General features: G+C 70.1%; 10 protein-coding genes. 6 read left to right on the plus strand and 4 right to left on the minus strand.

All coding sequences use genetic code 11. From position 1 onward, the window contains the following. Positions 1 to 34 precede the first annotated feature (34 nt). The gene (locus HWX00_RS14425) at positions 35 to 946 is read right to left on the minus strand and encodes a LysR family transcriptional regulator (protein WP_034190603.1); all 912 of its coding nucleotides are present in this window, start codon (positions 944 to 946) and stop codon (positions 35 to 37) included. A 94-nt stretch (positions 947 to 1040) separates the two neighbouring features. On the opposite strand from HWX00_RS14425, the gene HWX00_RS14430 reads away from it, so the two are divergent. From HWX00_RS14430 to HWX00_RS14440, 3 genes are all read left to right on the plus strand, one after another. Then, positions 1041 to 2390, plus strand: coding sequence for an NCS2 family permease (locus tag HWX00_RS14430; protein ID WP_175028842.1), 1350 nt, complete (start codon positions 1041 to 1043; stop codon positions 2388 to 2390). Positions 2391 to 2437: 47 nt separating this feature from the next. Next, positions 2438 to 3538, plus strand: a complete 1101-nt coding sequence (add, locus tag HWX00_RS14435; protein ID WP_069706715.1) for an adenosine deaminase — start codon at positions 2438 to 2440, stop codon at positions 3536 to 3538. Between the two features lie 86 nt (positions 3539 to 3624). Further along, positions 3625 to 4233, plus strand: a complete 609-nt coding sequence (locus HWX00_RS14440; RefSeq protein ID WP_226194312.1) for a hypothetical protein — start codon at positions 3625 to 3627, stop codon at positions 4231 to 4233. Between the two features lie 55 nt (positions 4234 to 4288). Here HWX00_RS14440 and HWX00_RS14445 read toward each other — a convergent pair whose 3' ends face one another. Beyond that, positions 4289 to 6517: a penicillin-binding protein 1A gene (locus HWX00_RS14445; RefSeq protein ID WP_175028843.1), complete on the minus strand. Its 2229-nt coding sequence runs from the start codon at positions 6515 to 6517 to the stop codon at positions 4289 to 4291. Between the two features lie 122 nt (positions 6518 to 6639). After that, entirely contained in the window at positions 6640 to 8148 is a 1509-nt protein-coding gene (pdxR, locus tag HWX00_RS14450) for a MocR-like pyridoxine biosynthesis transcription factor PdxR (RefSeq protein ID WP_175868117.1), read from the minus strand. Positions 8149 to 8271: 123 nt separating this feature from the next. Between pdxR and HWX00_RS14455 the strand changes: the two genes are divergently transcribed. Continuing rightward, positions 8272 to 8910, plus strand: coding sequence for an FMN-binding negative transcriptional regulator (locus HWX00_RS14455; RefSeq protein ID WP_124671062.1), 639 nt, complete (start codon positions 8272 to 8274; stop codon positions 8908 to 8910). Between the two features lie 62 nt (positions 8911 to 8972). On the opposite strand, the gene HWX00_RS14460 is transcribed toward HWX00_RS14455, so the two are convergent. Next, a complete protein-coding gene (locus tag HWX00_RS14460; protein WP_175029000.1) occupies positions 8973 to 9554 on the minus strand; it encodes a thioredoxin family protein in 582 nt (193 codons plus the stop codon). Positions 9555 to 9780: 226 nt separating this feature from the next. On the opposite strand from HWX00_RS14460, the gene HWX00_RS14465 reads away from it, so the two are divergent. Next, positions 9781 to 10521 carry a response regulator gene (locus tag HWX00_RS14465; RefSeq protein WP_034190595.1) on the plus strand — a complete coding sequence of 247 codons (741 nt, stop codon included), beginning with the start codon at positions 9781 to 9783 and terminating at the stop codon, positions 10519 to 10521. Next, a complete protein-coding gene (locus HWX00_RS14470; RefSeq protein ID WP_034190594.1) occupies positions 10518 to 11840 on the plus strand; it encodes an ATP-binding protein in 1323 nt (440 codons plus the stop codon). Before HWX00_RS14465 ends, HWX00_RS14470 begins: the two co-directional genes overlap by 4 nt. Positions 11841 to 11869 lie beyond the last annotated feature (29 nt).

Genomic DNA, 11869 nt, shown 5'->3' on the forward strand with positions numbered 1-11869 from the left:
GCCCAGCGCGCAGGGCGCCGCGCGGTGAACGCGATCAGATGTGCTTTGCAATCCACTCGCGGCACGCGCGCACATGCGGACCGCGATCGTCGGCGGCGAGCGAGATCAGCGAGATCGCTCGCGTGACGCGCGGTTTGTCCACGCGCAGCGCGACGAGTTCGGGATCGTGCAGATGCATCGTGTAGAGGCTCGGCAGCACGGCGGTCGCGAGGCCGTTGCGCGCAAGTGCGTAGAGCGGTTCGGTGTATTCCATCCGGTACGTGACGTTCAGGCGCAACTTGCCGGCGCCGCCGGTGCGATGCAGCGATTCGCTGACGCTGCCGCGCACGAACACCGCGAGCTCGCGATCGACGAGCTTCGCCCACGTGACGCTCTTCGCGCGGGCGAGCGGATCGTCGTGCCGCACGACGATCACGATCTCGTCCTCGAACAGCTGCTGGTAGCGCAGCGTGCCGTCGTCGCTGTCCGGCTCGCGCACGCCGATGCCGAGATCCGCGACGCCGTCGCGCACGGCTTCGACGAGCGCGCTGTTCGGCAGGTCGGTGAGCGTGAAGCGCAGCGTCGGACGCGTGCCGCGCAGCGTGTTGAGCGCGGGCAGCAGGCGGCCCGCGACCGACGGGATGAACGCGATGCGCACGGTCTGAATGCGTTCGCCGATGAGCCGCGTCATGTCGTCGAAGGTGCCGCGGGCCTGGTTGAGCAGTCGTTCGGCGAGCGGCAGCACGGCTTCGCCCGCGGTGGTGAGCGTAAGGCGATGCGCGGTACGCGCGAACAGGCGCCCGCCGAGCAGGAATTCGATCTGGCGGATCGACGCGGTGAGCGCGGGCTGGGTGAGCGACAGCGCCTGCGCGGCCTGCGTGAAGCTGCGTGCGTGGGCGAGCACGACGAAGTGCTGGACCTGCCGCAGCGTGAGCGCGGGCAGCAGCGACGAGCGGTCGGACGACATCGGGCAATAACGGTCGGGATGCGGTACGCGGCAGTATAAGACCGCGCCGCGGGAACCGACACAGGACAATATTCGGAATCACAGGAGAACCACCATGACAGCGACTGACACGATCCCGGCGCGTGCGCCGGCCAACTGGCTCGAACGCCGCTTCGCGCTCGCCGCGCGCGGCACGAGCGTGCGCACCGAGACGATCGCCGGCGTCACGTCGTTCCTCGCGGCCGCGTACCTGCTCGTCGTGATTCCGTCGCTGCTCGCGACCGGCGGAATGGAGCGCGGCGCGGCGACGACGGCGACCATCGTCGTGTTCGTGTTGTTCACGACGCTGATGGGGCTCTACGCGAACCTGCCGTTCCTCGTCGGCCCCGGCATCGGCGGCTCGGTGATCATCGGCGTGACGCTCGCGACGACGGAACACGTCGGCTGGCAGACGGGCCTCGGCATCGCATGCGTGTCGGGCGTGCTGTTCTTCCTGCTGACGATACTCGGCGCGCGCGGCGTGGTGGTGCGGCTGATTCCGGTGCAGATCAAGCTCGGGCTCGGCGCGTCGATCGGGTTGTTCGTCACGATGCTCGGGCTGCGCAACGCGGGGATGGTCGTCGCGAATGCGAAGACCAACGCGTTCGCGCTCGGCGACTTCTCGCGGCCGGGCGCGCTCGTCGCGCTGACCGGCCTCGCGGTGGCGATCGTGCTGCAGGCGCGCAAGGTGCCCGGTGCGATCCTGATCGCGATCCTCGCCGCGGCCGCGGCCGGCGTGCCGCTGGGCGTCACGCACCTGCCCGCGTCGTTCGTGTCGCTGCCGCACAGCATCGCGCCGATCGCGTTCAAGCTCGATATCGGCAGCGCGTTGAGCCTTGCGGCCGCGCCGTACCTGTTCGCGTTTTTCGCGGCGGAATTCTTCTCGACGCTCGGCACCGCGCTCGCGGTCGGCGCGAAGGCAAACCTGCTCGACGAGCAGGGCAACCTGCCGAACATCAACCGGCCGTTCCTCGTCGACTCGCTCGCCGCGACGCTCGGGCCCGTGTTCGGCATCCCGGCGCTCACGGCGCTGATCGAATCGGCCGCGGGCGTCGAGGCCGGCGGCCGCAGCGGGCTGTCGTCGCTGGCCGCGGCCGTGCTGTTCGCCGCGATGCTGCTGTTCGTGCCGGTCGCGCTCGCGATCCCGAAGGAGGCGACGGCGCCGGCGCTGATCCTGATCGGGCTGTCGATGTTCGCGACGATCCGCCATACGCATTTCGACGATTTCACCGATGCGCTGCCCGTGATGTCGATGGTGCTGCTCACGCTGATGTCGAACAGCTTCGGCACCGGCATCGCGGGCGGGCTGCTGTGCTACGTGCTCGTCAAGCTGCTGGCCGGCCGCTGGCGCGACGTGTCGTGGGGGCTCGTCGTGCTCGCGATTCCGCTCGGCTATTACTTCTGGACCGTCGTGAAGCCGCACTGAGGGACGGCTTTCGCGACGCACAGGCACTACCGAAAAAAGAGACTGACATGAAGGGAACACCAGGCAACGTCCCGCCCGCGCGCACGGGCATCGAGATCACGCCGGCCCACCGGGCCTTCTTCCACGCGCTGCCGAAGGTCGAGCTGCATTGCCACCTGCTCGGCGCGGTGCGGCACGACACGTTCGTCGCGCTCGCGGCGCGCAGCGGCGCGCCGATCGAGCGCGCGGAGATCGATGCGTTCTACGCACGCGGCGAGAAGCCGGTCGGCGTGCTGCACGTGCTGCGGGCGCTCGACAAGTATCTGCTCACGCAGCCCGACGATTTGCGGCGGATCGCTTACGAGTATCTGGAAGATGCGGCCGCGCACCATGTCCGGCATGCGGAATTCTTCTGGAATCCGACAGGTACGGTGCGCGTGTCGGGCATCGCGTATGCCGATGCGCAGGCCGCGATCGTGACGGCGATCCGCGATGCCGCGCGCGATTTCGGGATCGGCGCGCGCCTGATCCCGAGCATCGACCGCGAGCAGGATCCCGACGAGGCGGTCGAAATCGTCGAGTGGATGAAGGCGAATCGCGCGGACGAAGTCGCGGGGATCGGCATCGACTATCGCGAGAACGACCGGCCGCCGGAACTGTTCTGGAAGGCGTACCGCAATGCACGTGCGGCCGGTTTCCGCACGACCGCGCACGCGGGCGAGTTCGGGATGCCGTGGCGCAACGTCGAGACGGCCGTCGATCTGCTGCAGGTCGATCGCGTCGATCACGGCTATACGATCGTCGACAACCCCGACCTGTGTGCGCGCTATGCGGAGCGCGGGATCGTCTTCACCGTCGTGCCGACGAATTCGTACTATCTGCGCACGCTGCCGCCGGAGCAATGGGCGGAACGGCATCCGATGCGCAAGATGCCGGGCCTCGGGCTGAAGATCCATCCGAACACCGACGACCCGACGCTTCACAAGGTCAATCCGAGCGAAGCGTGGGAACTGATGCTCAGCCATTTCGGCTTCACCGTGGCCGACCTGAAGCAGTTCATGCTGAACGGGATCGACGGCGCGTGGGTCGATGACGTGACGAAGGCTGCGTGGCGCGCCGCATGGGCGCCGGAGTTCGACGCGCTGGCCGCCACGCTCGCGGCGGGCTGAGTACGCGCGCGCACGCTGTTCGGCCGGTAGCTCGACCGGTCGGCGCTTCGTCCGGATGGGTTCAGGCCGTGCCCGGCCGAAGCAGGATGCCGCGCACGTGTTCCGGCGTCTTCCCGCTGTGCGCCGCGGGCTGGCATACCTCGGTCGCGTTCGCTATATTGGCGCCCGGCGGCGCCCGATCGTGTCGCCGCCGCCGCGCGCGCCCGCGCCGGCATTCCGACAACAATACGAACGCTGAGAGGCCCGCCGTGCGCATTCCCGTTTTCTGTCTGATGTTGTGCGTCTCGCTGTCCGCGCGAGCCGGCAGTGCCTGCGATGGGCTGCTCGGCGATTACGCGCGGGCCGCCGGCAAACCCGCGACCCTGCGCGTCGAGAAGGCGGGTGACGACTTCGTGCTGCGCGCGCGTGAAGCCGGCCGCTGGAGCGTCGAAACGGCCCCGGCCCAGGTGGCGGAGCTCGATATGGACGGTCCGGAGAAGCCGCCCGCCGACGCGTGCGTGCTCGACGTGCCGGGCGGCCAACTGATCCGGATGCCGATCGGCTCGCCCTATCAGGTCACGTCGATCACCGGCAGCAGTTTCACGACGAAGCATTCGACCACGGGCGTCCTGCTGCTGATCGTGCAAGGCTTTCAGGTCGACGGCATCGAGCTTCATCCGGTCGCGCGCAGCGGCGAGTCGCCACCGGCGCCGTGACGCCGGTCGCCGGTCGCTGACGACGCGCCGGTAAAACGGGCCGCGGGCGCCGCGATCAGCGGAAGAATCTCAGCCAGTCGAACAGGCCCGGATGCTGCACGCGCCGTCTCGGCGCGGGCGCGCTGCGTGGCCGGAAATCGGGCGAGAACTGCGCGTGCGGATCGATCGCGCGCGCCCGCAGCGCCGCCTCGTAGAACGAGCCGACGATCGGCAGCGCACTGTGCGCGCCCGCGCCCCAGTAGTCGCTGCGCAGCGTCACGCTGCCGTCGTCGAAGCCGACCCACGCGCCGGCCACGAGCTGCGGATGCATCAGGATGAACCAGCCGTCCGCGTTGTCCTGCGTCGTGCCCGTCTTGCCGGCGACGTCGACGCGGATCCCGTAGCGCGACCGGATGTCGGCGCCGGTGCCGCGATCGACGACGTCGCGCATCACGTCGACGAGCGTCTGCGCGGCCGGCGCCGGCAGCGCGCGTTCGGGCGGCGCGCTGCCGAACGCGGCCAGCACCTTGCCGTCGCGGTCCTCGATGCGCGTGATCATCTGCGGCGCGACGTACACGCCGCGGTTCGCGATCGTGCCGTATGCGGACACCATCTCCTTCAGCGTCACGGGGCTCGTGCCGAGCGCGAGCGACGGCACCGCATCGAGCGGGCTGTCGCGCACGCCCATCGCGCGCGCCAGCTGCGCGACCTTCGCGGCGCCTTCGTGCTGCATCACCTGCGCGGTGACGCGGTTGCGCGACAGCGCGAGCGCGTCGCGCAGCGTCATCGGCTCGCCGGTCGGCGGTTCCGCATCGGTCGGGCGCCACACGGCGCGCCCGTCGACCGGAATGGCGACGGGACGATCGACGAACGTATCGTCGGGCCGCATGCCGTCCGCGAACGCCGCGCCATAGACGAACGGCTTGAAGGTCGAACCCGGCTGGCGCCGCGCCTGCACGACGTGGTCGAACGGCTCGCTGCCGAAATCGGGGCTGCCGACCCACGCGCGGATCGCGCCGTTGCGCGGATCGATCGCGACGAAACCGGCCTGCACCTGCGTCTTGCGTTCGCACAGCGCGCGCATGAACGCGCGGTTGGCACCGAGCTGCTTCAGCGCCGGCACGTCGGCGAGCCCGGTGTCGCGGGCCTGGCGATACTCGGCCGTCTGGCGGATGAAGCTGCGGAACAGGTCGTTGCGCAGCCCGCAGCCGGACGGGCCGCGCCATGCGCCGTCGGCGACCGCCTGCAGCCGCTCGGTCTGCCGCGTCAGCGCCTGCGTGGCCATGTCCTGCAATTGCGCATCGAGCGTCGTGCGCACGACGAGGCCGTCGGCGTAGAGATCGTAGTTGTTGCGGTCGGCCCACGCGATCAGCCACTTGCGCAGCTGTACCGCGAAGTGCGGCGCGAGGCTCGGCTGCGCCGTCTGCGGTTCGAAGTCGACGCGCAGCGGCTGGCGCTGCAGTTTCGCGAGCTGCGGCGGCGTGAGCATGCCCATCTGCGCCATCCGGCCGAGCACGATGTTGCGCCGCTGGACCGCGCGCTCCGGATTCAGCACCGGGTTGTAGTAGCTGTTGCCCTTCAGCATCCCGACGAGCGTCGCGCTTTCCGCGATGTCGAGCTGGTCCGCCGACTTGCCGAAGTAGGTGCGCGCGGCCATTTCGACGCCGTACGCGTTGTACAGGAACGGCACCGTGTTCAGGTAGGTTTCGAGGATCTGGTCCTTGCTGTAGACCGCCTCGATCTTCAGCGCGGTGATCGCCTCCTTCACCTTGCGGGTGAGCGTCGGCGCGCGGCCGATCTCGTCCGGATACAGGTTGCGTGCGAGCTGCTGCGTGATCGTCGAGCCGCCCTGGCGGTTGCCCGAGAAGGTATGCAGCCCGGCGGCGAGCGTGCGGCGCAAGTCGATGCCGTGATGCGAATAGAAGCGATGGTCCTCGGTCGCGATCAGCGCGTCGACCATGTGCGGCGAGATCTGCTTGAGCGGCACCCATTCGCGGTTCACGGGCCGGAACTCGGCGATCAGCTGGCCGTCGGCAGACAGCACGCGCGCCGGGCGGTCGATGCGCGCCTTGCGGATGTCGCCGATGCTCGGCGTGAACGGGACGAACGCGAGCAGGACCAGCAGGCCCAGCACCGGTATCGCGGCGAGCGTCAGCGCCACGCCGCGCCGCGTCGGATGGCGCAGGCGATGCAGCACGGCCGCGCACAGCGTGCGCAGGCGCGCGCGGCAGGCGGCGGCGAGCGGCATGACACGGGCGCGGCAACGGAGCCACGCATCTCGGAGAAACGGCACGAAGCGATTCAAGGCGGCAAGGGCGGATGGAAGACGCGCGATCCTAGCAAACGGCGCCCGCACGCCGGCGGCAGAAACGGCCGTTTGCTTGCAGGATTTACAGACGATTACGTTTGTTGCCCGCCGACAACCTTTTAAGGTGCGCGCGGCCGCGATTGCGCCGACGAAACCACGTCCGCGAGCCGTTGCGCGGCGGCTTCCATCTGCGCGCGGTCGAACCCGCCGAAGCCGAGCACGAGCCCCGGGCGGGCCGTGCCGGGCGCGAACATCGGCGACACCGCGCGCACCGCGACGCCGGCCTGCGCGGCACGGGCGACCACGTCGAGATCGTCGATGCCTTCGGCAAGCCACAGCACGACGTGCATGCCCTGGTCGCCCGGCTGCACCCACGCGCGTTCGCGCGGCAGCCGCGCGCCGAGCGTGTCGATCAGCAGCGCGCGCTGTTCCGCATACACGCCGCGCACACGGCGGATGTGGCGGTCGAGATGGCCTTCCGCGATGAAGGCGGCCAGCACGTGCTGATCGGCGGTCGGCGCATGGCGATCCATCAGCACGCGCGCGCCGCAGAACGCGGGCACGAGATCCTCGGGCGCGATCACGTAGCCGAGCCGCAGCGACGGAAACAGGATCTTGCTGAACGTGCCGAGGTAGATCACGCGATCGGGGTCGAGCCCTTGCAGCGACGGGAACGGGTAGCCTTCGTAGCGCAGCTCGCTGTCGTAGTCGTCTTCGACGACCCACGCGCGCTGCGCGCGTGCCCAGGCGAGCAGCGCGTTGCGCCGCGCCATGCTCAACGGCATGCCGAGCGGGTACTGGTGCGACGGCGTGACGAACGCGGCGCGCGCCTCCGGCGCGAGCCGCATGCCGGCGTCGACGTCGAGGCCGTCGGCGTCGACCGGCACGCGCACCATCGCGTCGCGCCGCCCGGTGCTTTCGAGCAGCGCGGTGATGCCGCGATAGGCGGGATTCTCGACCCATGCGCGGTCGTTGTCGCCGAGCAGCACCTGGCGCGCGAGATGCAGCCCCTGCTGCGTGCCGCTCGTGATCACGACCTGGCCGGCATCGCAGCGCACCGAGCGCGACCGGCGCACGTAGTCGGCGATCGCTTCGCGCAGCGGCAGCGCGCCCTGCGGATCGGCATAGCCGGACGGCGCACCGGCGCCGCGGGCGCGCAGGCGGTTGCCGAGCCGGCGCCAGATGTCGTCGGGGGCGGTGAGGCCGACCGGCACCGAGATCGCGAACGGCATGGCCGGCAGCGGGCTGAATTCGCGGGCGATCCGCGCGAAGGTGGCGGCGGGCTCGGGCAGGCCGGCGTGCGCCGGGCGCTGGCGTCGCGCGGGCGGTGCGGGCGCGTCGCCGGACGGCGGTTCCGCGAGCGCGTTCGCGACCCGCGTGCCCGCGCCGCCGCGCGACTCGAGAAAGCCCTCGGCGACGAGCTGGGCATAAGCATCGACCACCGTGCCGCGCGCAACCTGCAGCGCCGCCGCCAGCAGCCGCGTGGACGGCAGCGCGTCGCCCGGCCGGACGTCGCCGCGCCGCACGGCGTCGCGCAGCGCCTGCGCGAGCTGACGGCTCAGGTCGCCGGCCGCGCGGTCGAGCGTGCCGAGCGACGGGATTTCGACGATCCGGGCCGTTCTTGCCATGATTCTGGTCTGCTGAAATTGTTCCAAACCGGCTCTACAGCATAAACCAGTTTGGGGTCACAATCGCCGCATGACGGGCCTGCGCCCGCGCCATTTCCCATCCCGTTCGACCGTGGAGCCGACATGTACGTCCCCGCCGATTTCAACGAGCCCGATCCCGACGCGCTGCGCGAGCTGATCGTGCAGCATCCGTTCGGCAGCCTGATCACGCAGGGCAAGAACGGGCTCGACGCGAACCACCTGCCGTTCGAGCTGTTGCCCGACGATGGCGGGCTCGGCGAACTGCATGCGCACGTCGCCCGCGCGAATCCGGTCTGGCGGGACGTCGCGGACGGCGACGAGGTGCTCGTGATTTTCCGCGCCGGCGACGCGTACATCTCGCCGAACTGGTACCCGAGCAAGCACGTCGCGCACCGGCAAGTGCCGACGTGGAACTACGTGGTCGTGCATGCGCACGGCCGCATCACGGTGCGCGACGACGAGAAGTTCGTGCGCGGCGTGGTCGCGCGGCTGACGCGCACGCACGAGGCGTCGCAGCCGGTGCCGTGGAAGATGGGCGACGCGCCGAAGGACTACATCGACACGATGGTGCAGTCGATCGTCGGGCTGCGGATCGAGATCACGCGGCTCGTCGGCAAGCGCAAGCTCGGGCAGAACAAGGCCGGGGCCGATATCCGGGGCGCCGGTGAAGCGCTGATCGCGGACGGCAACCTCGCGATCGGCGAGGCGATGCTCGCGGCGGCGGACGCGAAACGCACGTGAGCGAGTGAGCGCATGACGGGCGTGCACGCATGTGCAGATGCGCGCCGCGCCCGCCGCGCCGGTCACTGGGTGCGCGTCGCATCCTTCGCCGGTGTGCCGGCCTGCGCGAGCGCCCCGCGGATCGCGGCCTCGGTCTTGTCGTAACCGCCTTCGCCATAGCGCGTATAGACGACCTTGCCGTTCGCATCGATCAGGTACAGCGCGGGCCAGTACTGGTTCCCGTACGCGCGCCACGTGTCGTAGCGGTTGTCCTGTGCGACCGGGTACGAGATGCCGAAGCGCTTGACCGCCTCGGCGACGTTCTTCGCATCGCGTTCGAACGGATATTCGGGCGTGTGCACGCCGACCACGACGAGCCCCTGGTCGCGATACTTCCGGTCCCATTCCTTCACGTACGGAATCGTATGAATGCAGTTGATGCACGAGTACGTCCAGAAATCGACGAGCACGACCTTGCCGCGCAACTGGCCGAGCGTCAGCGGCGCGCTGTTGTGCCAGCGGTCGATGCCGGTGAAATCGGGGGCCGGCGTGCCGGCCAGCGACGCCGGCATGCCCGCATCGTCGCGGGTGCCGGCGAAGGCGGCGAGCCCGGCCGTGGCGGCGAGGGCGATGACGACGGCGGCGGTCTTGAGTCGGGGCAGCATGGCGTTCTCCTGAGCGGGGTGGCCGCGGCTGGACGGCGGCGGCCGGACGGGTTTCGACAGGCCCCATTAGGCGGCGCCGACGTATCCGCGATGTGTCCGGCCGGCGGCGCGTGTGCAATGTTGTGTGTCGCCGCGGCCGCGCGATACATTGGGATACAAACGCGCGCCTGCCATGCGGTATAACAGCGGACATCGCCTGCCCGAACCACGACACCGACCACGACTCATGGACAAGATCGACCACGTGCTGATCGTCGACGACGATCGCGCGATCCGCGAACTGATCGCGGACTACCTGGAGAAGAACGGCATGCGCGTGTCGCTGGCCGCGAACGGCCGCGAGATGCGCAACGTGCTGGACGACGGCGCGCCCGACCTGATCGTGCTCGACCTGATGATGCCGGGCGAGGACGGTCTCACGCTGTGCCGCGACCTGCGGGCCGGCAAGTTCCGCACGGTACCCGTGCTGATGCTGACCGCGCGCGGCGAGGAAACCGACCGCATCATCGGCCTCGAGATGGGCGCCGACGATTACCTGGCCAAGCCGTTCGCGGTGCGCGAACTGCTCGCGCGGATCCGCTCGGTGCTGCGCCGCGCGCGCATGCTGCCGCCCGGCATGCAGGTGACGGAAACGGCCGAGATGCTCGCGTTCGGCGAATGGCGGCTCGACACGACCGGGCGCCACCTGCTTGACGCCGAAGGCACGCTGGTCGCGCTGAGCGGCGCCGAATACCGGCTGCTGCGCGTGTTCCTCGACAACCCGCAGCGCGTGCTGACGCGCGACCAGTTGCTCAACCTCACGCAGGGGCGGCAGTCCGACCCGTTCGACCGATCGATCGACCTGCTCGTGAGCCGGTTGCGCCAGCGGCTGCGCGACGGCGCGCGCGAACCGCGCTACATCAAGACGCTGCGTAACGAGGGCTACGTGTTCTCGTCGGCCGTGACCGCCGTCGACGGTACGCCATGAGCGCGCGTACGCCGTGGCACTGGCCGCGCTCGCTGTTCGCGCGGCTCGCGCTGATCCTGTGCGTGGGCCTCGCGCTCGCGCAGACGCTGTCGTTCTGGCTCACCGTCACCGAGCGCGATCAGGCGACCACCAACCTGATGATGGGCTATATCGAGCGCGAGGTCGCGAGTTCGGTCGCGCTGCTCGACCACTTGCCGCCGGCCGAGCGCGCCGCGTGGCTGCCGCGTCTCGCGCGGCGCAGCTATGCGTTCATCCTCGGGCCCGGCGAGACGGGCACGCCGCCGGAAGCGCGGCTGTCGGCGCGCGTCGAGCGTTCGATCTCGGACGGCATCGGCGGCGACTACCCGCTGACCGCGAACGCGATCCCCGGCGATCGCGAACATCTGCAGGTGCACCTGCGCCTGACCGACGGGTCGCCGCTGACGATCGACATTCATCCGATGTCGACGGTGCCGCTGTCGGGCTGGCTGCCGGTCGTGCTCGTGCTGCAGCTCGCGGTGCTGGCCGCGTGCTGCTGGCTCGCGGTGCGGCTCGCGACGCGGCCGCTCAAGCAGCTCGCGCAGGCCGCCGACGCGCTCGGCCCCGACCTGAAGGGCGAGCGGCTGGACGAAGGCGGGCCGTCGGAGGTCGCGCGTGCCGCCCGGGCATTCAACGCGATGCAGGACCGCATCGCGCAGTACATGGCCGAGCGCATGCAGATCCTCGCGTCGATCTCGCACGACCTGCAGACGCCGATCACGCGCATGCGGCTGCGGGTCGACGTGATGGACGACGACACGCAGGGCGCGAAGCTGCGCCAGGACCTGATCGAGATGGAGCACCTGGTGAAGGAGGGCGTCGCGTACGCGCGGACGCTGCACGGCACCGAGGAAGCCGCGCGCCGCATCGATCTCGACGCGCTGCTCGACAGCATCGTGTGCGACTACACGGATGCGGGACAGGACGTCGCGCTGCACAGCCGCGCGCCGCTCGCGCTCGTCACGCGGCCGAAGGCGCTGCGCCGCATCGTGGGCAACCTCGTCGACAACGCGCTGAAGTTCGCGGGCGCGGCCGAGATCGACGTGCAGGCCGCGCCGGACGGCGGCGCGGTGATTGCCGTGCTCGACCGCGGGCCCGGCATTCCGGCCGATCAGCTCGACGCGGTATTCGAGCCGTTCCGGCGCGTGGAGACGTCGCGCAACCGCGACACGGGCGGCACGGGGTTGGGTCTGGCGATCGCGAAGCAACTCGCGCTCGCGATGGGCGGCACGCTGACGCTGAACAACCGGCCCGATGGCGGCGGGCTCGAAGCACGGCTCACGCTGAGGCGCGCGGGGTGAGCCGACGCCGCGCGTGAGCGTCGCGGTGC

Source organism: Burkholderia seminalis DSM 23518 (genome assembly GCF_902832885.1).
GTDB classification, from domain to species: Bacteria; Pseudomonadota; Gammaproteobacteria; order Burkholderiales; family Burkholderiaceae; genus Burkholderia; species Burkholderia seminalis.

Coding starts and splice junctions, on each gene's coding strand:
- HWX00_RS14425 (WP_034190603.1), bottom strand. CDS start 946: ATGTCGTCCGACCGCTCGTCGCTGCTGCCCGCGCTCACGCTGCGGCAG.
- HWX00_RS14430 (WP_175028842.1), top strand. CDS start 1,041: ATGACAGCGACTGACACGATCCCGGCGCGTGCGCCGGCCAACTGGCTC.
- add (WP_069706715.1), top strand. CDS start 2,438: ATGAAGGGAACACCAGGCAACGTCCCGCCCGCGCGCACGGGCATCGAG.
- HWX00_RS14440 (WP_226194312.1), top strand. CDS start 3,625: ATGCCGCGCACGTGTTCCGGCGTCTTCCCGCTGTGCGCCGCGGGCTGG.
- pdxR (WP_175868117.1), bottom strand. CDS start 8,148: ATGGCAAGAACGGCCCGGATCGTCGAAATCCCGTCGCTCGGCACGCTC.
- HWX00_RS14455 (WP_124671062.1), top strand. CDS start 8,272: ATGTACGTCCCCGCCGATTTCAACGAGCCCGATCCCGACGCGCTGCGC.
- HWX00_RS14460 (WP_175029000.1), bottom strand. CDS start 9,554: ATGCTGCCCCGACTCAAGACCGCCGCCGTCGTCATCGCCCTCGCCGCC.
- HWX00_RS14465 (WP_034190595.1), top strand. CDS start 9,781: ATGGACAAGATCGACCACGTGCTGATCGTCGACGACGATCGCGCGATC.
- HWX00_RS14470 (WP_034190594.1), top strand. CDS start 10,518: ATGAGCGCGCGTACGCCGTGGCACTGGCCGCGCTCGCTGTTCGCGCGG.